This is a genomic window from Idiomarina sp. H2 (genome assembly GCF_004364275.1).
Classification (GTDB): domain Bacteria; phylum Pseudomonadota; class Gammaproteobacteria; order Enterobacterales; family Alteromonadaceae; genus Idiomarina; species Idiomarina loihiensis.
Window position 1 is genome coordinate 38413 of the sequence record NZ_SNZY01000001.1, and the last position, 19195, is coordinate 57607.

The 19195-nt window shown below is 47.1% G+C and carries 23 protein-coding genes; 16 read left to right on the forward strand and 7 right to left on the reverse strand.

Translation table 11 applies throughout. The features are described 5' to 3' along the window. Positions 1-158: 158 nt before the first annotated feature. The 4 genes from DET62_RS00185 to DET62_RS00200 are packed head-to-tail and all read left to right on the forward strand — an operon-like array spanning position 159 to position 2710. Positions 159-569: a flagellar protein FlaG gene (locus DET62_RS00185; protein ID WP_110012763.1), complete on the forward strand. Its 411-nt coding sequence runs from the start codon at positions 159-161 to the stop codon at positions 567-569. Positions 570-581: 12 nt separating this feature from the next. After that, positions 582-1973, forward strand: coding sequence for a flagellar filament capping protein FliD (fliD, locus tag DET62_RS00190; protein ID WP_110012762.1), 1392 nt, complete (start codon positions 582-584; stop codon positions 1971-1973). 16 nt (positions 1974-1989) lie between these two features. Then, positions 1990-2412: a flagellar export chaperone FliS gene (gene fliS, locus DET62_RS00195; protein WP_110012761.1), complete on the forward strand. Its 423-nt coding sequence runs from the start codon at positions 1990-1992 to the stop codon at positions 2410-2412. A gap of 4 nt (positions 2413-2416) precedes the next feature. Further along, entirely contained in the window at positions 2417-2710 is a 294-nt protein-coding gene (locus DET62_RS00200) for a hypothetical protein (protein WP_243734825.1), read from the forward strand. Between the two features lie 106 nt (positions 2711-2816). On the opposite strand, the gene rpsT is transcribed toward DET62_RS00200, so the two are convergent. Next, positions 2817-3077, reverse strand: coding sequence for a 30S ribosomal protein S20 (rpsT, locus tag DET62_RS00205; protein ID WP_011234382.1), 261 nt, complete (start codon positions 3075-3077; stop codon positions 2817-2819). Between the two features lie 192 nt (positions 3078-3269). Here rpsT and murJ point away from each other — a divergent pair, with 192 nt between their 5' ends. From murJ to ispH, 6 genes are read left to right on the forward strand one after another with little or no spacing between them, the layout of a single operon-like run. Then, complete coding sequence (murJ, locus tag DET62_RS00210; protein ID WP_110012760.1) at positions 3270-4832, forward strand: murein biosynthesis integral membrane protein MurJ; 1563 nt, start codon at positions 3270-3272, stop codon at positions 4830-4832. Between the two features lie 60 nt (positions 4833-4892). After that, on the forward strand, positions 4893-5831 hold the full coding sequence (gene ribF / locus DET62_RS00215) for a bifunctional riboflavin kinase/FAD synthetase (protein ID WP_110012759.1): 939 nt from the start codon (positions 4893-4895) through the stop codon (positions 5829-5831). Positions 5832-5857: 26 nt separating this feature from the next. Next, positions 5858-8692 (forward strand): isoleucine--tRNA ligase, encoded by a 2835-nt coding sequence (gene ileS / locus DET62_RS00220; RefSeq protein WP_110012758.1) that lies wholly within the window; start codon positions 5858-5860, stop codon positions 8690-8692. Then, positions 8685-9212: a signal peptidase II gene (gene lspA, locus DET62_RS00225; RefSeq protein ID WP_110012757.1), complete on the forward strand. Its 528-nt coding sequence runs from the start codon at positions 8685-8687 to the stop codon at positions 9210-9212. Before ileS ends, lspA begins: the two co-directional genes overlap by 8 nt. Positions 9213-9222: 10 nt before the next feature. Continuing rightward, positions 9223-9663 (forward strand): FKBP-type peptidyl-prolyl cis-trans isomerase, encoded by a 441-nt coding sequence (gene fkpB, locus DET62_RS00230; protein WP_110012756.1) that lies wholly within the window; start codon positions 9223-9225, stop codon positions 9661-9663. 36 nt (positions 9664-9699) lie between these two features. Beyond that, positions 9700-10644 carry a 4-hydroxy-3-methylbut-2-enyl diphosphate reductase gene (gene ispH / locus DET62_RS00235; protein WP_110012755.1) on the forward strand — a complete coding sequence of 315 codons (945 nt, stop codon included), beginning with the start codon at positions 9700-9702 and terminating at the stop codon, positions 10642-10644. Here the strand turns inward: ispH and DET62_RS00240 are convergent, their stop codons facing one another. The 6 genes from DET62_RS00240 to DET62_RS00265 are packed head-to-tail and all read right to left on the reverse strand — an operon-like array spanning position 10645 to position 12686. After that, the gene (locus DET62_RS00240) at positions 10645-10977 is read right to left on the reverse strand and encodes a helix-turn-helix transcriptional regulator (protein ID WP_110012754.1); all 333 of its coding nucleotides are present in this window, start codon (positions 10975-10977) and stop codon (positions 10645-10647) included. It lies immediately after the preceding gene. Beyond that, entirely contained in the window at positions 10961-11215 is a 255-nt protein-coding gene (locus DET62_RS00245; protein ID WP_110012753.1) for a type II toxin-antitoxin system RelE/ParE family toxin, read from the reverse strand. The genes DET62_RS00240 and DET62_RS00245 overlap by 17 nt, the downstream gene beginning before the upstream one ends. A gap of 28 nt (positions 11216-11243) precedes the next feature. After that, the gene (locus DET62_RS00250) at positions 11244-11588 is read right to left on the reverse strand and encodes a prepilin-type N-terminal cleavage/methylation domain-containing protein (protein ID WP_110012752.1); all 345 of its coding nucleotides are present in this window, start codon (positions 11586-11588) and stop codon (positions 11244-11246) included. Then, positions 11569-11763 (reverse strand): Type II secretion pathway-like protein, encoded by a 195-nt coding sequence (locus DET62_RS00255; protein WP_110012751.1) that lies wholly within the window; start codon positions 11761-11763, stop codon positions 11569-11571. Before DET62_RS00255 ends, DET62_RS00250 begins: the two co-directional genes overlap by 20 nt. 12 nt (positions 11764-11775) lie before the next feature. After that, entirely contained in the window at positions 11776-12276 is a 501-nt protein-coding gene (locus tag DET62_RS00260) for a prepilin-type N-terminal cleavage/methylation domain-containing protein (protein WP_110012750.1), read from the reverse strand. After that, positions 12270-12686, reverse strand: a complete 417-nt coding sequence (locus DET62_RS00265) for a prepilin-type N-terminal cleavage/methylation domain-containing protein (RefSeq protein ID WP_243734824.1) — start codon at positions 12684-12686, stop codon at positions 12270-12272. Before DET62_RS00265 ends, DET62_RS00260 begins: the two co-directional genes overlap by 7 nt. A 167-nt stretch (positions 12687-12853) precedes the next feature. Between DET62_RS00265 and flhA the strand changes: the two genes are divergently transcribed. From flhA to DET62_RS00295, 6 genes are read left to right on the forward strand one after another with little or no spacing between them, the layout of a single operon-like run. Continuing rightward, positions 12854-15007 carry a flagellar biosynthesis protein FlhA gene (gene flhA, locus DET62_RS00270; RefSeq protein ID WP_011234371.1) on the forward strand — a complete coding sequence of 718 codons (2154 nt, stop codon included), beginning with the start codon at positions 12854-12856 and terminating at the stop codon, positions 15005-15007. Positions 15008-15019: 12 nt separating this feature from the next. Next, positions 15020-16354, forward strand: a complete 1335-nt coding sequence (flhF, locus tag DET62_RS00275) for a flagellar biosynthesis protein FlhF (RefSeq protein WP_110012749.1) — start codon at positions 15020-15022, stop codon at positions 16352-16354. A gap of 56 nt (positions 16355-16410) precedes the next feature. Beyond that, positions 16411-17283: a MinD/ParA family protein gene (locus DET62_RS00280; RefSeq protein ID WP_011234369.1), complete on the forward strand. Its 873-nt coding sequence runs from the start codon at positions 16411-16413 to the stop codon at positions 17281-17283. Continuing rightward, a complete protein-coding gene (locus DET62_RS00285; RefSeq protein ID WP_011234368.1) occupies positions 17276-18001 on the forward strand; it encodes an RNA polymerase sigma factor FliA in 726 nt (241 codons plus the stop codon). Before DET62_RS00280 ends, DET62_RS00285 begins: the two co-directional genes overlap by 8 nt. Before the next feature lie 37 nt (positions 18002-18038). Continuing rightward, a complete protein-coding gene (gene cheY / locus DET62_RS00290) occupies positions 18039-18422 on the forward strand; it encodes a chemotaxis response regulator CheY (RefSeq protein ID WP_016341317.1) in 384 nt (127 codons plus the stop codon). A 13-nt stretch (positions 18423-18435) separates the two neighbouring features. After that, entirely contained in the window at positions 18436-19185 is a 750-nt protein-coding gene (locus DET62_RS00295; RefSeq protein WP_110012748.1) for a protein phosphatase CheZ, read from the forward strand. The last annotated feature ends 10 nt before the right edge of the window (positions 19186-19195 follow it).

The window sequence follows — 19195 nt, forward strand, 5'->3', positions numbered from 1 at the left end:
GCCTGAAGGAAATTTTTATTCTAAAATAAGGTTGGTTAAAAAAACTTCAAATAAAAACTAAAGTTTATAGTAGTCTATACCGATAACATACAAGGACAGTTGTTTCTCTCGTCCGTTAGAAACTTAATTGATGTTTTGATAGGGAACAGGTGATTATTATGGCGGATATATCAATGGATACCCGCGATTTCAGCCTCCTCTCAACAGGGAAAGGATCGGTACAGACACAACAGCCCAATAAGCAGAATGTGATTGATACCGTTAATGAGGTACAGGATAAGGTAGCTGAGCGTACAGAAAGTGCTAAGTCAGGAGCTCTGACTGAGGAACCCAGTATTGGAGATATGGTCGAAGAAATTAATAAGTCTTCGGTTATACGCAATACCAGTCTGCAATTTGTTTTTGACGAAAAAGGTGACCCACCAGTCGTTAAGGTTATGGATACTGAAAGTGGTGAAAAAATTCGGCAAATACCTTCTGAGCTTGCGGTGAAGTTAGCTAAAGCTATCGAAGAAATGGCCGATAACAATGAAAATCGGGCAGGAATTTTGTTCGATAACGAAATTTAAAGAGGTGATGGTATGCCATTAGTTTCATCATTAGGTGCTCGTTCAGGTTTAGATTTGGAAGGTATTGTTAAAGCGACGCTTGATGCTCAACGAGTTCCAAAGCAGAACCGGCTTGACCAACAAGAAGGACGATTGCAGGTAGAGTTGTCTGCCGTTGGTGAAATGCGGTCGGTATTGTCTAAGCTTCAGGATGCTTCTGAAAAACTATCGGACGGCGATTTATTCAGGGCAATGAAAGCTTCGGTTAAGCAACCGGAGTCAGGCGATCTTGTAACTGTTGAGAGTACTAAAAATGCCAGTGCTGGCAATTTTGATATTTCAGTAACTCAATTGGCTAAAGGTAGCCGAGCCGTATCAGCTGATGGCGCTTTTGCAAGCTCTGATGATGAAGTGAATACTAATGCTGGGTCATTGACTTTTGGTGCTGGCGACGAAAGTTTTACGTTAGATATTGAAGCAGGCTCAAGCCTTGAAGACATTCGAAAAGCAGTGAACTCCTCTCAGGATAATTTTGGTGTTACTGCCGATATCATTAATACGGGAACCGAAGCGAAACTGGTGTTCCGCTCGACCGTAAGTGGTGCAGGTAATGATTTGACAGTTACCAACGATAACGCTGAGTTTGATGCTATTTCTACTGAAGCTAACGGTGGTGGCACAGGTGGTATGTCTATAGCTGATGCAGATAAAGCGACTGACGCCATTATTGAAATTGATGGTATTCAGGCAACTAATGACACCAATATCTTTGAAGATGTGATTCAGGGGTCAACCATTACTGCGGTTAAGGAAAGCACAGATGCCGAGACGGCCAAGCTCTCTATTGCCCGCGATGAAGATGGTATTAAGAAGTCGATTGATGCGTTCGTGAAAGCTTATAACGGAGCTGTTGCTTCTTTAAATGAAATTGGTGGTGAGAAAAGTATGCTTCAGGGAGATGCCACGGTTCGTAATTTGAAGGGTCAGTTGAACAATGTGCTGACGTCTACGTTTGGTGAAGGTGGGCAAACGTTGTTTGACTTAGGTTTTGGTCTGGATAAAGAAGGCAAACTTGAAGCGGAAAACCCCGTAACCAGTTTCAGCGAGGTATTGAAAGATAATCCATCAGCATTAGAGTCTGTATTTGGCGGTGAAAACGGTTTGGCTGCCCGTATGGATAGCTTTTTAGATGGGTATGTTGGCGGTGGTGGTTCATTAGAGTTGCGTAAAAACACCATTAATGAAAGCTTAGATCGCGTCGCTGATAGTCGTGAAGATTTAGCTCTTCGTATGGAATCTATGGAAGAAACCTTGCGTGCTAAATATCAAGCGTTGGATTCTTTAGTTGGCCAACTACAAAGTCGTGGGAATTCGGTCAGTGCGCAGCTGGCAAACCTCCCTGGCTTCACCAGGAACAAAGATTAATTAGAGGTAATATCGTATGAATGCCAAGTTAAAAGGCTACACTAAAGGCTCTCTGGAAACCCGCATCGCGGGAGCAGACCCTTATCAACTGGTGCAGATGTTGATGGCGGGTGTGCTGGAGAATTTAAATTACGCCAAAGGTGCTATTCAGCGAAAAGACTTAGAAAAGAAAAGCCTTTATTTAAGTAAGGCACAGGCTATTGTTGATTCTTTGCGTTATAGCCTGGATGACAGCGCGGGTGCTAACGCTGCAGGTAATTTGCGTGAACTGTATATGTATATGAGCACGCGTATTGCTGATGCGTCTATTGAACTGGATATTGATATTATTGATGAAGTTGCACGTTTAATGATTGATATTAAAGGTGCCTGGGATCAAATTCCAATGGAACAACGAGACGTTGCTATAAACCAGATGCAACAGGCTTCGGGTGCCTAATTAGATGTCTAATAAAATGCAGCCTGAAAAGTTAGCAACGCTACATGAACAGCTTAAACATGAGATAGCGGATTCGGAGTTCGAGTCTGCTAGCGCTACTTTAGCCAGACTGATTAAAAGCCTCAATAATCTTCCTGAAAATTGGCAAGAGTCTCAGCAGTGGGTAAAAGCAGTAGCGGACGCAGATCAGTACTTAACTGAAATTCAACCAACATTAGAAGCCGAGCAAGAAAAAGCACGTGCTGCGATGAGCAAAATTACAAAAAGTAAAAAAGGCGTTAAAGCTTATACCAGGTAGTTCATACTGGATTAAAATATTTTAGGTCGTGCGACAGACATAAAAAAACCGGCATTTTAGCCGGTTTTTTCGTTTCCTGCGCCTAAGCCCAGGTCAGTAATTCTTTTTACAGTGCTTTGATCTTAGCATTTAAACGGCTCTTATGACGTGCCGCTTTGTTTTTGCTGATAAGACCTTTAGTCGCGTAACGATCCAGCATTGGAGCTACGTCTTTCATTGCAGTGTTTGCTGCTTCTTTGTCTTTTGTCTCAATAGCTGCGTTTACACGTTTAAGGTAAGTACGCATCATTGAACGACGGCTTGCATTGTGGCGGCGATTTTTCTCGGCCTGGATCGCACGCTTTTTAGCAGACTTAATGTTAGCCAAGGTGAACTCCTAAATTCATTAACAGAACGCTTCTCTTATAAAGGCCGCAGATTATGCCTTTTCTGTTGTAAAAGTCAACAGTGAAAAGGGAAAAACTCGGTGCTTTAACTGCGGTTTTGATAAAATAGCATCCATCATTGGTCTCAGTTACAATCAAAACAGAAACTTAGCTGTCAGCCGAAAGGAACTCTTGTGTCAAAAGCTTTGCTCCGTTCTGGTTTTATCGTCAGCGCGATGACCCTGATCTCGCGCGTATTGGGTTTAGTGCGCGATGTGGTCATTGCTAACCTGATGGGAGCGGGTGCTGCGGCGGATGTCTTCTTTTTTGCGAATAAAATCCCCAACTTTTTACGTCGGCTCTTTGCCGAGGGCGCTTTTGCCCAGGCTTTTGTGCCGGTGCTCACTGAGTACAAGCAGGGCAAAGAACTGCCCGATCAGCAATTACTCATTGCCAGGGTATCGGGCACCTTAGGTACCATTGTGACCGTGGTCACCATTTTCGGTGTGGTGGCTTCGCCGGTTGTGGCTGCGCTTTTTGGCATGGGGTGGTTTTTAGACTGGTGGAATGACGGTCCGCAGGGACAAAAGTTTGTCCTTGCCAGCGACTTACTCCGCATTACCTTTCCTTATTTATGGTTTATCAGTTTTGCCGCTATGGCAGGAGCCATACTCAATACGCTGGGTAAGTTTGCTGTTGCAGCGTTCACGCCGGTATTTTTGAATGTAGCCATTATTGCTGCGGCCATCTGGCTGGCGCCGCAAATGGAGCAGCCGGAATACGCGCTGGCCTGGGGTGTGTTCTTTGGTGGTTTTATTCAGCTCTTGTTCCAGTTGCCGTTTCTTAAAAAGGCGGGGTTGTTGGTTAAACCCAAGTGGGGTTGGAAAGACCCGGGCGTGACCAAAATTCGCAAACTGATGCTGCCGGCTATTTTTGGTGTGTCGGTTAGCCAAATTAACCTGCTGCTGGATACCCTCATTGCCAGTTTCTTAATGACCGGTTCCATCAGTTGGCTGTATTATTCCGACCGCTTATTAGAGTTTCCTCTGGGTCTGTTTGGTATTGCCATTGCTACGGTAATCTTACCAGCCCTTTCCTCCCGCCATGTGGATAAATCGACTGAAAACTTCAGTGCCACGCTGGACTGGGGTATTCGCATGGTGCTGTTGCTGGGTGTACCGGCCATGGCGGGGCTTTTTGTATTGGCTGAGCCCATGCTTATGGTGCTGTTTATGCACGGCGCCTTCAGCCCGGACGATGCGCGTATGGCGTCTTACAGTCTTATGGCCTATTCCACCGGTTTGCTAAGTTTTATGATGGTTAAGGTTCTGGCAACGGGGTTCTACTCCCGGCAGGACACAAAGCGTCCGGTTAAGTACGGCATTATTGCGATGGTGGCGAACATGGTATTTAACATTGCTTTGGCTATTCCCTTTAGTTACGTTGGTCTGGCGCTGGCAACAGCGGCTTCTGCGGCTATTAACGCCGGGTTATTGGGCGTTACCTTGTGGCGGGAAGGGGTATTGAAAAAGCAACCCGGCACCGGCCGCTTTATTTTGCAGGTGTTGTTTGCCACTGCGGCGATGATAGCCGGTGTGCTGTGGCTAAGTCCTGACATTGAAGCCTGGCGTACCAGTTCGTTGGTTGAACGCCCGTGGCTTTTGGCGCAGGTCATTGGGTTTGGTGCGGCCATTTATATTGGAGCACTGGGTCTTACTGGCATGAGACCGGGACATTTCCGTGCGCGCGAGTACTGATTATCAAGTCAGTATCAGTTATAATCGCGTTTTTCCGGAAAATAGTAAGATTGTGCGGGCATGGAACTGATTCGCGGTACTCATAATCTCAGAGCTGAGCATCACGGCTGTGTGCTAACCATTGGCAATTTCGATGGGGTGCATCTGGGCCATCAGGCTGTGTTGGAGCAAGTTCGCGAGAAAGCACAACAACTGAAGTTACCCTCAGCGGTTATGACTTTTGAACCGCAACCGCAAGAGCTGTTCCAGCCTGAAAAAGCGCCCGCACGTTTAACCAATTGGCGTGAGAAGTATCTGGCTTTGCGTGAACAGCAGCTCGACCGACATATTGTCATTGAATTTAATAAGAAGTTTGCTAGCCAACCAGCTCGCGAGTTTATTGAACAGACGCTGGTGGGTAAGTTGGGCGTTAAATTTTTGGTTGTGGGCGATGACTTTCGTTTTGGTTATAAGCGGGAAGGTGACTTCGAGTTGCTGCAAAAAGCCGGAGAAGAACTGGGGTTTGAGGTCGTCGATACCCGCAGTTATCGTCAGCAACAACAACGCGTTAGCAGTACCGCCATTCGTCAGGCACTGAAAGAAGGCGACTTTGAGCAGGCCGAACAAATGCTCGGACGGCCTTATCAAATGTGTGGCAAAGTCGTACATGGGCGAAAAAATGGCCGGACTATTGGTTTTCCTACCGCAAACGTGCCGTTAAAGCGGTTAAAAAGCCCGTTGCATGGGGTCTTCGCTGTCACCGCTCAGTTTGACGGGAAAGACAAAACCTATTCCGGTGTTGCCAACCTGGGGACACGGCCAACATTAAATGGCGATGAAGTACAGCTGGAGGTGCATTTGTTTGAGTTTTCAGGCAATCTGTACGGTCAGCAGATGACGGTCACACCAGTGGCCAAATTGCGTAACGAGCAACGTTTTGCGTCGTTACAGCACTTACAAGAACAAATTGAAAAAGATGCCGCCCGCGCACGTGATGCATTAGCGTGCCGGAGTCAGTAACTATGCGGAAATGGAAACAGTGACCCATGAGTGATTACAAACACACCTTAAACTTGCCAGAAACAGCATTCCCGATGCGCGGCAACCTGGCTCAGCGCGAGCCCAAAATGCTGGAGCAATGGTATGAAACTGACCTGTACGGTCAAATTCGTCAAGCTAAAGCGGGCAAGCCTAAATTTATTCTGCACGATGGCCCTCCGTACGCGAACGGGCAAATTCACATTGGTCACGCCGTAAATAAAATTTTAAAAGACGTTATTGTTAAGGCAAAAACCTTAGGCGACTTCGATGCGCCATACGTACCGGGCTGGGACTGTCATGGCCTGCCAATTGAACTGCAGGTTGAGAAAAAGCACGGCAAGCCGGGTAAAAAATTGAATCTGGCAGAATTTCGTGAAAAGTGTCGCGACTACGCCATGACGCAAATTGACCAGCAACGCACGGACTTTAAACGTCTGGGGGTGCTTGGCGACTGGGATAACCCTTACCTGACTATGAACTTTAAGCAGGAAGCCGACAGCGTTCGTGCTCTGGCAAGAATTATTGATAAAGGCCATTTGCACCAGGGCTTTAAGCCGGTGCACTGGTGTACTGACTGTGGCTCCGCGCTGGCGGAAGCAGAAGTTGAATATCAGGACAAAAACTCACCGGCTATTGATGTGCGTATGCCGGTTGCAGCTACGGCTGAAACGGTTGAGCGCTTTAGCACGCCGGAAGGGCATGTTGGTGAAGGCGATGTCAGTATGGTTATCTGGACGACCACGCCATGGACCATTCCGGCTAACCGTGCAGTAACTCTGGCTGAAGGGCTGGAATATACTTTAGTGCAGGTGGAAGCCGGAGACGATCAACCCGCTGAGCGTGTCATTTTAGCTGACGATTTGGTTAGCGAATGTATGGAGCGCTGGAATATCACGCATTACCACAAGCTGGGTTTCTGTAAGGGTAAAGATTTAGAAGGCCTGCAACTGCAGCATCCGTTGTTTGAACTGCAGGTGCCGGTCATTTTGGGTGACCATGTCACCACCGAAAGCGGTACCGGTTGTGTGCATACTGCACCAGGGCATGGTGTTGATGACTTCTTAGTGGGTCAGAAATACGGCATTGAAGTTTACAACCCGGTGGGTGATAACGGAGTCTACAAAGACGACACGCCACTGTTTGCCGGGCAACACGTGTTTAAAGCAAACGAGCCTATTGTCGACAAGCTGCGAGAAGTGGGTAATTTGATGCACGCGGAGAGTTACCGGCATTCTTACCCGCATTGCTGGCGCCATAAAACCCCCATTATCTTCCGTGCTACGCCGCAATGGTTTATTAGTATGGATAAGAAAGGTTTGCGTGCGGGTGCTTTAGAGCAGATTAAAAAAGTCGGCTGGTTCCCTGAGTGGGGGCAGAGCCGCATTGAGTCTATGGTTGAAGGGCGCCCGGACTGGTGTATTTCACGTCAGCGTACCTGGGGTAACCCCATTGCGATTTTCGTGAATCGTGAAACCGAAGAGCTGCACCCCGACACGCTTGAGCTGATGGAAAAAGTGGCTCAGCTGATTGAAAAAGAAGGTGTTCAGGCCTGGTTCGATTTAGAACCTGAAACCCTGTTGGGCGACGAAGCTGACAAGTACCGCAAAGTCACCGACACTTTAGATGTCTGGTTTGACTCTGGTGTGACGCACCATTGCGTATTGCGTGAGTTTGACGGCTTACGCTGGCCTGCCGATTTGTACCTGGAAGGCTCGGATCAGCATCGCGGCTGGTTCCAGAGCTCGCTGGTTACCGGTGTTGCAATGTATGACGAAGCGCCGTATCACCAGGTATTAACGCACGGTTTTACTGTGGATGCACAGGGCCGCAAGATGTCGAAGTCTATTGGTAATGTGGTTGCTCCACAGGACGTGATGAATAAGCTGGGTGGAGACATTTTGCGCTTGTGGGTGGCCTCAGCAGATTACTCCGGCGAAATGACGGTTTCTGATGAAATCCTTAAGCGTTCAGCCGATGCGTATCGCCGTATTCGTAATACCTCGCGCTTCTTACTGGCGAACTTAAGCGGCTTTGACCCTGAAACCGACTTGGTTGCCAAAGACGATATGGTGGAGCTGGATCGCTGGATTGTCGGGCGTGCAGCGGACTTACAAAAAGAGTTGCTGGAAGCGTACAATAACTACCAGTTCCACAGTGTGGTGCAAAAACTTATGCATTTTTGCTCCATTGAACTGGGCAGCTTTTATCTGGATATTATTAAAGACCGCCAGTACACCGCAAAATCCGATGGTTTAGCGCGGCGTTCATGCCAGACGGCTTTGTATCATATTGCCGAGGCATTAGTGCGCTGGATGGCACCAATTTGCAGCTTTACTGCGCAGGAAATTTGGGATTTATTACCAGGCGAACGCAGTCAGTACGTATTTACGGAAAGCTGGTATCAGGGCTTTGATGAGTTCTCCGGTGTTAAGGACGATGAAAACGAATTCTGGATGCAGTTGCTGGACATTCGTGATGTGGTTAACCAGGCGTTGGAACAATCACGCCGCGATGATGTTATTGGCGGTTCGTTACAGGCAGAAGTCACATTGTATGTTGACGATAAGCTGGCTACCGCCTTGAACCGTTTAGGTGAAGAGCTGCGCTTCGCACTACTGACATCAAAAGCGCAAGTGGCGTCTGCTACCGATATGCCTGCTGACGCAGTGAAAGCGGAAAAAATGGCTTTGGCCGTTAGTGTGACGAAATCTGCATATAAGAAGTGCGAGCGTTGCTGGCATCATCGCGAAGAGGTGGGGACACTAGCAAGCCATCCTGATTTATGCCAGCGCTGCGTAACCAATATTGAAGGTGAAGGTGAGGAGCGTCGTTTTGCCTGATTTTTCAAACCAGACTAACCGTGCGACCGGGCTGCGTTTTTTATGGCTGACCTTGTTGCTGGTGGTTATTGATCAAATTACTAAAATTTGGGTGGCGGGTGAGTTTGAGCTTTATGAAAGCCGGGTCTTAATTGACGGGCTGTTCAATTTAACTTATGTGCACAATTACGGTGCGGCCTTTAGCTTTTTAAGTGACGGTGGCGGCTGGCAACGCTGGTTTTTCACCGCTATAGCCATTGCTATCAGCGTGGTACTGCTTATCTGGATGCGCCGTAATCCGGTGGGGTTATGGCGGCAGAACTTAGCCTTCTCGCTGATTATGGCGGGTGCCATCGGTAATGTGGCTGACCGTTTAATGTACGGTTATGTCATCGACTTTTTTGATGTTTATTATCAGGGGTGGCATTGGCCGGCCTTTAACGTAGCCGACATGGCCATTACTATTGGTGCGGCACTCATGTTGTTGGAAGCCTTTTTTGATAACCGTCGGGACAAAGCCGAAAACGGTCACGGGCAGTAAGGAGTTTCATTTGAGTCGTTTACCTATAGAGCACGGACGGGAAGTGGTTATGCACTTCACCATTAAACTGTCCGATGGCTCAGTTGCAGACAGCACAAAAATGTCAGGTAAGCCTGCCAGATTCCGGATGGGTGATGGCAATCTGACCGAGAATTTTGAGGCGTGCCTGGTGGGGCTGCGCGAGGGTGCAGAACGAGAGTTCACGTTAGAACCTAAAGACGCCTTTGGTGAACCGAACCCGGATAATTACTATTATGTGGATTCGGCGAAATTTAATGACGAAACCAAACCCGAAGTGGGTGCTATTTTGGCATTTACTCAACCGGACGGTACCGATTTACCGGGAATTGTTCGTAAAGTTGAGGGTCCAACAGTCACCATAGATTTTAATCACCCGTTGGCCGGACAAACGGTGATTTTTGAAGTAGAAATTATCAGCGTTGAGCCATGATTGGTGAATAAACCGGGCTGAACGCAGGAGGATATGATGCAAATTTTGTTGGCGAACCCACGCGGCTTTTGTGCCGGAGTTGACCGCGCTATAACTATAGTCGAGCGGGCGTTAGAAATATTTGAACCGCCGATTTATGTTCGTCATGAAGTGGTTCACAACAAATATGTCGTCAATAAACTGCGCGATGCCGGTGCGGTCTTTGTTGAAGAATTGCACGAAGTACCGGATGATCAAATTGTCATTTTTAGCGCCCATGGCGTTTCTCAGGCGGTAAGACAAGAAGCCAAAGATCGCGGCTTACGTGTATTTGACGCAACTTGCCCATTAGTGACCAAAGTGCATATGGAAGTGACCCGCGCCAGTCGCAAAGGTCATGAGTGCATTTTAATTGGTCATGCCGGGCACCCGGAAGTTGAAGGGACTATGGGGCAGTATAAAAATGCCGAGGGAGGCATTTATTTGGTGGAATCCCCGGAAGACGTAGCAAACCTGGAAGTTAAAGACCCGGGTAATCTGCATTATATGAGCCAGACCACCTTATCGGTTGATGATACGGCCGATGTTATTGATGCTTTGCGGCAAAAATTCCCTGAGATAAACGGGCCGCGTAAAGATGATATTTGCTACGCGACTCAAAACCGCCAGGATGCTGTGCGTGAGTTAGCCAGCGATGCCGATGTCATGTTAGTGGTGGGTGCACGCAACAGTTCAAACTCAAACCGTTTACGGGAACTGTCCGAGAAAATGGGAACGCCGGCTTATCTCATTGATGACGCCAGTTGCATTGACAAAACCTGGCTGGACGGTCATGAAAAAGTCGCCGTAACCGCGGGGGCTTCTGCTCCCGAAGTTCTGGTCAAAGAAGTGATTGCTAAGCTACAGGAATGGGGTGGTAAAACCGCAGTAGAACTGAGCGGCCGCGAGGAAAATATTACTTTTTCAATTCCGCCCGAACTCAGACCTCACCCCGCGGTTTAATTAAAAAAGTTGTTCTACGTTAATATTCAGAGCATCAGCAATACGCTTTAACGTGTTGCTTCTGTGGTTATAACCCGGACGCTCCATTTGAGCTACTGCTGATTGGGAAACGCCGAGTTTTTGGGCGAGCTCAGTTTGACTGATTTTTTTATGCCGCCGCCAGGCTGCTACCATGTTCCCCCCCGTAAATAAGCTTATTTCCACAACTTCATGGGGAATAAACTCATCGTCTGTCTGTGAATGCAGAAGTGAGAGGTAGTCCTCATAAGGTATGACGGCATATTCCGGCTGGCCGTTTCTTTCGATGATTTGTACATCAGTAGGTGCGCTCATCTCGTTTCCTCACCTCTTCGATACGAATGACTTTAATAGTTTCGACAAATAGAAATAACACCCGGTAACGCCCAACTCTCAGTCGATAAGTATCCTCAAATCCCTTCAGCTTTTTTATGTTTAAGCAGTCAGGGAACTGACGAAGGGTTGTAATTTTACTAAAGACCCTTTCTTTATCGTTTTGTGCAATTCTATGCAGTTGCTTTACCGCTTTTCTTGTCCATTGAATTTTATTCATTATATATTATAAATAAGTTTTTGCTAATTTATCGGGAAAGCCAGAATGTTTGGGTCAGTTCATTATCTTTTCCCCAGTAAACGGTTACCTCGGTGGTCGCGTTGAACCGATCGATATTGGTTAGCTCTGCTTTTAAATGAAGTTGGCCTATTTCCACCGATAGTTCTGGGTTATTACCTTGAACCCACGCTTGTTGAGCGTCACTTAAATAAGTCATCAAAACCTCCACAGCCTTTGCTTTTGTGTGGGCATGGTCAATCGCCGATAATCCAACCTGTAAAAGCTTCAGGCTACTGACGGACCAAAGAGTTACTAGTGCGGCTCCGACCAACACTTCAACCAGAGAAAAGCCTTTATTCTTGTGCCAGTTCATAAGCTCTGCGCTCTGCTTCGAAATCTTGGTGAAGTTGTTGAGAAAGCTGTTGCCATTGATGATGTTGCTGAGCCTCTGTCATTTGCGCGTAGAAAAGCAGTGCAGCTAAACTGGCCGAGCTTAAACTTATAAGTGTTATTAAGGTGAGTATCAGAGCGAATCCTTTCGCGTTCATAGTAAACTCCATTTAGTTAACCAGAGGGGTGATTGTCCGTTTGAAAACATGTGCCTGAGCATTGTGGGTAACGGTAAAAGTTACAACAAGTTTTGATAACCCACTACCAGATTCCGGAGAGTAAGAGTCAGCAGTAAATTGCGCGACTTTGAATTGAGACTTATCGGTAAGGGACTGCCAGCCATATCCGGCGCAATCGAGAGTCATTGAGTTGTGCTGTAGCTGTTCATTTCTGATTCGGAAGCCAACTGAGCCTCCGTTTTGCTGAGAAAACAAATAGCAATTGTTCTGAGGGTTCGAAATTTGCGTTGCGGCAGTATTTTTTAAAGTTTCAAAAAACTGATTTGCGACTGACTGAGCACTTAAAAGTAAATTGACCCTCAATAACTTGTGGTGTTGTACTCCTGTTTGCCATTGCATTTGTTGCTGCGCCGCCATGACAACTATCGCACCAATAGCCGAAGCTATAAGAACTTCCACTAAACTACTGCCGCGCTCAGATACTATTAACATGAGGGGATTCCCGGAAGTGAATTACCCTCACTTAAGCACAATCGAATACGCCCGATACTGCTGATGATGACTTTTACCTGCCGGTTTTTGCCCTTTAGGCTGATATGCCCTGGTGTCGCGGCAGCTGACTCACCATAAAAAGTAAGTGAAGCGGAAGGGCTGTAGGTGTATTCGGTTTGAATACCTGAGGCTTCGGAGTCATTGCTGAATGTGACTAAGTCGATTTCAACATATTCCTTATTCGCTATGGACCTGGCTTTTGCCAACTGCAAATAAGACAGCCAGCGGCTTGCCTCTTTTTGAAGCAACAAAGACTCTGTCTGTTGAGTAAATATTGGCAGGGCAGAAGCACCAAGCACCGCACTGACAGCCAATGCCACGACCAATTCCATAAGAGAGTAACCGCGCATAGAAACACATTATTTTGAAGAAGAGCAACGAGTATAGAAGCTGTTTAAGCTTTGTCTATAAGCCCCAACTGAAACGAATGTAAGATAACCTCCGAATAAAACGAAAGCTGGCTCGATTCTTGAATAAAACACCGCAGGTTCAACTTTTTGACGCAACAGGAAGACGTATGGCGGGCGGTGCCGAAAAGTTAGTAAATTTTAGAAATTTCACGCAGAACAATGCGCATCTGATCAAAGGTTTTGGAACGCCGTTGGCCATTATGGCCATTCTGGCGATGATTGTTTTGCCAATTCCGGCTGTGGTGCTGGATGTTCTCTTTTCATTTTCAATTACTTTGTCACTGGTAGTTATGCTGGTGGCGGTTTATACCCAACGTCCGCTGGATTTCGCCGCTTTTCCTACCGTTTTGCTTATTGCTACGGTACTACGCTTAAGCCTTAACGTTGCCTCTACGCGTATTGTTTTATTAGAAGGGCATAACGGGCCAGGTGCTGCAGGCTCTGTTATTGAAGCTTTTGGTAGCGTGGTCATAGGTGGTAACTACACTGTCGGCCTGGTGGTGTTCGCCATTCTGGTTATTATCAACTTTGTGGTTATCACCAAAGGTGCCGGCCGTATTTCAGAAGTAACCGCTCGCTTCACCCTTGACGCTATGCCTGGTAAACAAATGGCCATTGACGCTGACCTTAACGCGGGCCTAATTAACCAGGAAGAAGCCAAAGCACGACGCAGCGATGTAACCCGTGAGGCTGATTTCTACGGCTCCATGGATGGTGCCAGTAAGTTCGTAAAAGGGGATGCCATAGCCGGTATCCTTATTCTCTTTATTAACATTATCGGCGGTCTGCTGATTGGTATGATTCAGTACGGCCTGACCTTTAATGAGGCAGTGGAAGTTTATACGCTGTTAACCATTGGTGATGGCCTGGTAGCTCAAATTCCGTCATTGTTACTGTCAGTTGCGACAGCCATTATCATTACTCGTGAAAATAACAGCCAGGACATGGGCGATGCGGTTGTTCTGCAATTGCTCGATAACCCTAAGGTTTTGGTTATTACCAGCGCGGTATTGTTTGCCATGGGTGTTATTCCCGGTATGCCGCATTTTGCCTTTTTAAGCATGTCTGCGGTGTTAGCCGGCGCGGCTTACTTTAAACTTAAGAAAACCAAGACTGAAGAAGGCGAACTGGTTGAAAAAGAACAGGAACAGCAAGTTCAGCAGGCGCAACAAAAAGAGCTCAGCTGGGACGACGTACGCCACGTTGACACTATAGGTCTGGAAGTTGGTTATCGCTTAATTCCTTTGGTGGATAAGCAGCAGGGCGGTGAATTGCTGTCACGCATTAAAGGTGTACGTAAGAAGCAGTCTCAGGAGTTTGGTTTTCTTGTTCCGGCTGTACATATTCGGGACAACCTCGATTTAGGCCCCAACAGTTACCGCATTACTCTTATGGGTGTGACCATGGGGGAAGCTGAAATTCGTCATGACTGGGAGATGGCGATTAACCCGGGTCAGGTATTCGGTGAGCTGGACGGTGAGAAGACAAAAGATCCGGCCTTTGGCCTGGATGCTGTCTGGATCCGTCCTGAGCAACGCGAGCACGCTCAAACTCTGGGTTATACCGTGGTTGATGCTGCAACCGTAGTCGCTACGCACTTAAGTCAGATTGTAACCAACCATGCCTCTCAGCTGCTGGGCCACGAAGAAGCACAAGAATTGCTGGACCGTCTGGGCCGTACTCATCCTAAGCTGGTTGAAGGCCTGATTCCGGATCTATTGTCACTGGGTAACTTTGTGAAAGTACTGCAGAACTTACTGGATGAAGGCATTGCGATTCGGGATATGCGCACCATTGTACAAACTTTGGTTGAGTATGCAGGACGTAGCCAGGACCCTGAAGTATTGACGGCTGCAGTCAGAATCTCACTACGTCGCTTAATTGTTCAGGACATTGCTGAGGGAGCCGCAGAGTTGCCTGTCATAACTTTGGCACCAGAGTTGGAACAGATGTTGCATCAGTCATTGCAAATGGCTGGTAATGACGGAAATCAGCAAGGGGCCGGAATCGAACCTGGTTTGGCCGAACGCCTTCAACAGTCATTACGCGAAGTGCATCAGCAGCAGGAAATGAATGGTGAGCCTTCAGTACTGCTGACTTCTGGACTTCTGAGGTCAACCATGGCGCGTTTTGCGCGTCACGCTACCGATGGTATGCGTGTGTTGTCCTATCAGGAAGTACCGGATGATAAACAAATTCGCATTGTCAGCTCAATTGGTGGACAACAAAACGGTGGTGAACAAACCGCCACACAAGAGTAACGGGAGTCGCTTGTGAAGATTAAACGCTTTTTTGCCGAAGATATGCGCCGTGGTTTGCAACAGGTTAAAGAAACTTTAGGTCCGGATGCTATTATCCTGTCCAATAAGAAAGTAAACGGTGGTATTGAGCTGGTTGCAGCCATTGACCCCGATGCGCAACAGGCACAGCCATTGGCTGAACAAGCGCCGAATGAGCCGGCCGCGTCAAAGACGCCAGAAGTGCCGGCTGAATCTTTGCAGGAATTGTTACAGCGTCAGGCACAGGCTGAACAGCCTGCGCAACGCTCTGCTACGCAAGCGGTTGCTGAAGCGTCCAAACGGCCAGAACCGAAAGCCGAGCCGCAAGAATTTAATGGCTCTCAACTCAACGACGATATTTTCCCTGAACAAGTAAACGCACCGGCAGCCGACGACTCCCAGGCCATTGCTGAACTGCGCTCTCAGGTCAATGGTATTCGTCAATTGCTGGAACACCAGTTGAGCGGCTTGATGAAACAAGAAATGGATCGTGAAGAACCAACCCGCTCTATGCTGATGAATCGGTTAATGGATATGGGCTTGAGCGAACGAGTTGCCGACCAGATTGCGTGTTTTATTCCTGAAGGCGGATCAGATGATGAGGCCTGGGAACAGACTTTGCATTTATTGGAAGGCCAACTGAATACCACCTCTGACGATATTTTGACACGCGGTGGTGCGGTCGCTTTAGTTGGCCCCACCGGTGTAGGTAAAACAACGACGATTGCTAAATTAGCGGCTCGTTATGCGCAACGCCATGGTGCCGATAAAGTGGCTTTAATTACCACAGACACCTTTCGTATTGGCGCCAGTGAACAATTACAAACCTATGGTCGTATCATAGGGTGTCCGGTCAAAGTGGCAAAAAATGCACAGGAACTGGCAGATGCATTACTTGCGCTACGTCAAAAAAGTCTTATTTTGATTGATACGGCAGGCATGGGTCAACGCGACAAGCGTTTGAACGAACAGTTAAGCCAGCTTATTCAGAATTCACGATTGCGGATTCGTCCTTACCTGGTGTTGTCTGCAACATCACAAAGCCAGGTGCTGATGGATGCTGTTAAGCAATTTAAAGCACTGCCTTTGTCTGGCTGTATTTTCACTAAGTTGGACGAATGCTTAAGTTTAGGTGAGAGTATCAGCGTAGCTATAGAACATGGCTTACCGGTTGGTTATTTAACAAATGGCCAGCAAGTGCCTGAAGACATTCGGGTAGCGGATGCGAACTTTATGGTTGCCGAGGCCGAGCGCCTGCTTGATAAAAGCATTTGTTCCTCAGTGTCAGACGTGCCAAAATCGTACTGGAATGAGGCGTTTTCTCGCTGAATGAGTCAATATAATATGAAGCTGTTATCAATCTAGTCAGAAAAGAGATACGCCCGATGGATCAAGCAAGCGGTCTGCGAAGAATGAAACAATCGAAAGTAAAAGTTATTGCGGTAACTGGTGGTAAAGGCGGCGTTGGGAAAACCAACGTGTCGCTGAATATGGCTATCGCAATGGCAAAGCAGGGCAAACGAGTATTAGTGCTGGATGCCGACTTAGGTCTGGCTAACGTCGATGTTATGTTAGGCCTGCGGGTTGAGCGCAACCTGTCTCATGTGTTGAGTGGGCAGTGCGAGTTAGAGGATATTCTGATTGAAGGCCCGGCGGGAATCAAAATTGTTCCGGCAACATCGGGAACGCGCTCTATGGTGGACTTGAGCGAATCTGAACACGCCGGGTTAATTAGAGCCTTCAGCCAGCTTCAGGGGAACTATGACGTATTAATTGTCGATACTGCAGCGGGTATTGGTAATACCGTTGTCAGCTTTGCCAGAGCATCACAGGATGTTTTATTAGTGGTTTGTGATGAACCCACATCAATTACTGATGCATATGCACTGATAAAAGTATTGAGCCGGGAGCAGGGCCTGTTTAAATTCAAGGTGGTTGCCAATATGGTACGAAATCTGCGCGACGGACAAGTATTGTTCAATAAATTAACTAAAGTAACCGATCGGTTTTTAGACGTTGCTTTAGAGCTTGCCGCGATTATACCTTTTGATGACAACTTGCGTTTAGCTGTTAGAAAACAACAACCTATGGTACTGGCTTACCCAAAATCGCCGGCTTCTTTAGCGATAAAAGCTTTGGCTAAGAAAGCCATTGACTGGCCTGTTCCGGCTCAAGCCGGCGGGCATTTAGAATTTTTTCTTGAACAATTGATAACTTCTGCCGATAACGAGAGTAAGCGGGATGTTGCCAATGAATAAAGCTGCCGTTTATGCCGCCACTGCTGACAACCGGAATGCTATTATTGAACAGCATACCGGGCTGGTTAAGCGTATTGCACACCATATGATGGCTAGACTTCCAGCCAGTGTGCAAGTGGATGATTTGATCCAGGCAGGCATGATTGGCTTATTAGAAGCTGCGCGTAACTTTGATAACAGTAAAGGCGCCAGTTTCGAAACCTTTGCCGGCATTCGCATTCGTGGTGCTATGTTGGACGAAATTCGTCGTGGTGACTGGGCTCCGCGCTCGGTTCATCGTAATCATCGGCGCGTACTGGAAGCCATTCGTCAGGTTGAAAATGAAACCGGACGCGATGCAAAAGACACGGAAGTGGCCGCAAAGCTGAATATGGGTATGGATGAATATCATCATATTTTGCGGGATGTCAGCACGGGACGAATCGTTGGTATTGAAGATCTTGGTGTATCAGAAGATGCTATCATGCCAGAGCAGGTAACGGGTTCAGCTTATGAACCGCAAAAAGATGTTGAGAATGCTGCGTTTCATAAAGCGCTGGTTTCGACAATATCTTCGTTACCAGAACGTGAAGCTTTGGTGCTTTCGTTGTATTATGACGAAGAATTGAATTTAAAAGAGATAGGTGAAGTGCTGAGCGTGAGTGAATCACGAGTCAGTCAAATTCACAGTCAGGCAATGTTGCGACTGAAGTCGCGAATGCAAAATTGGGTTGAATAAACTTTGGTTGTAATCGAGAGCCTCAGTGGAGGGTGCTTTGGATAAAAATATGAAAATTCTCGTTGTGGACGACTTTTCTACAATGAGACGAATCATTAAGAACTTACTTCGTGATCTTGGCTTTACCAATATACAGGAAGCCGATGACGGTAATACCGCATTGCCCATGTTGCAGAACGGTGATTTCGACTTTGTCGTAACCGACTGGAATATGCCGGGTATGCAGGGAATCGACTTGCTGCGTGAAATTCGCAAAGACGATAATCTGGCTCATTTACCGGTGTTAATGGTAACGGCGGAAGCCAAACGAGAGCAGATCATTATGGCAGCTCAAGCTGGAGTAAATGGTTACATTGTAAAACCATTTACAGCCGTAACGTTGAAAGAAAAGCTCGACAAGATTTTCGAACGAATCAGCTAAAGGGCGAACGACTATGTCTGATAACGCCCATGATATTTCTCTGGAGCAAGCCAAGGAATTAGTAGCCTTGCTGGAAGACGGGAAACAGCAGCAGGCTAACCAATTACTGGAAGATGTTTACAACCGTCGTAATGACAAGTTGTTTACCTCTGTGGGCCAGTTAACAAGAGACCTCCACGAAGCGCTCCAGGACTTTCAGGTTGACCCTCGCATCGTGCAAATGACGCAGGATGATCTTCCGGACGCGCAAAATCGACTGCTATATGTCATTGAAAAAACTGAAGACGCTGCGAATCGCACCATGGATGCTGTAGAAGCCTGTCTGCCACTTGCAGACGACATGCATAATCGTGTCGAGAAAGTGATGCCGGCCTGGAACCGGTTAATGAGCAACGATATTCAGTTAAATGAATTCAAGTCTTTATGTCATGAGGTCGATGACGTACTTAAGCGCTGTGGTGAAAATATGCCTCAAGTGCATGGGTTAATGACTGAAGTGCTTATGGCGCAAGATTTTCAGGATATTACCGGGCAAGTTATTCGTCGGGTTATTCAATTAGTCGAAGACGTTGAAAAGAACCTGATTGAATTGCTGAAGATATTTGGTAAAGAAGAAGAACGTCGTAACGCGGAAAAAGCAGGGCCTGCGCCTAAAAAAGATGCAGCCCATGCCGAAGGCCCAATTATCGATGCTGATCAACGCGATGACGTGGTTGGCGGACAAGACGAAGTGGACGACTTGTTGTCCAGTTTAGGTTTCTAGGAGCATCAGT

Excerpts from the sequence above, each read along its gene's own strand:
- DET62_RS00280 (WP_011234369.1), top strand. The coding sequence starts at position 16,411 with ATGGATCAAGCAAGCGGTCTGCGAAGAATGAAACAATCGAAAGTAAAA.
- ileS (WP_110012758.1), top strand. The coding sequence starts at position 5,858 with ATGAGTGATTACAAACACACCTTAAACTTGCCAGAAACAGCATTCCCG.
- fliS (WP_110012761.1), top strand. The coding sequence starts at position 1,990 with ATGAATGCCAAGTTAAAAGGCTACACTAAAGGCTCTCTGGAAACCCGC.
- DET62_RS00255 (WP_110012751.1), bottom strand. The coding sequence starts at position 11,763 with ATGAACGCGAAAGGATTCGCTCTGATACTCACCTTAATAACACTTATA.
- DET62_RS00240 (WP_110012754.1), bottom strand. The coding sequence starts at position 10,977 with ATGAGCGCACCTACTGATGTACAAATCATCGAAAGAAACGGCCAGCCG.
- DET62_RS00265 (WP_243734824.1), bottom strand. The coding sequence starts at position 12,686 with ATGCGCGGTTACTCTCTTATGGAATTGGTCGTGGCATTGGCTGTCAGT.
- DET62_RS00285 (WP_011234368.1), top strand. The coding sequence starts at position 17,276 with ATGAATAAAGCTGCCGTTTATGCCGCCACTGCTGACAACCGGAATGCT.
- ispH (WP_110012755.1), top strand. The coding sequence starts at position 9,700 with ATGCAAATTTTGTTGGCGAACCCACGCGGCTTTTGTGCCGGAGTTGAC.
- DET62_RS00245 (WP_110012753.1), bottom strand. The coding sequence starts at position 11,215 with ATGAATAAAATTCAATGGACAAGAAAAGCGGTAAAGCAACTGCATAGA.
- DET62_RS00295 (WP_110012748.1), top strand. The coding sequence starts at position 18,436 with ATGTCTGATAACGCCCATGATATTTCTCTGGAGCAAGCCAAGGAATTA.
- DET62_RS00185 (WP_110012763.1), top strand. The coding sequence starts at position 159 with ATGGCGGATATATCAATGGATACCCGCGATTTCAGCCTCCTCTCAACA.
- ribF (WP_110012759.1), top strand. The coding sequence starts at position 4,893 with ATGGAACTGATTCGCGGTACTCATAATCTCAGAGCTGAGCATCACGGC.
- DET62_RS00200 (WP_243734825.1), top strand. The coding sequence starts at position 2,417 with ATGTCTAATAAAATGCAGCCTGAAAAGTTAGCAACGCTACATGAACAG.
- DET62_RS00260 (WP_110012750.1), bottom strand. The coding sequence starts at position 12,276 with ATGTTAATAGTATCTGAGCGCGGCAGTAGTTTAGTGGAAGTTCTTATA.
- flhA (WP_011234371.1), top strand. The coding sequence starts at position 12,854 with ATGGCGGGCGGTGCCGAAAAGTTAGTAAATTTTAGAAATTTCACGCAG.
- DET62_RS00250 (WP_110012752.1), bottom strand. The coding sequence starts at position 11,588 with ATGAACTGGCACAAGAATAAAGGCTTTTCTCTGGTTGAAGTGTTGGTC.
- fliD (WP_110012762.1), top strand. The coding sequence starts at position 582 with ATGCCATTAGTTTCATCATTAGGTGCTCGTTCAGGTTTAGATTTGGAA.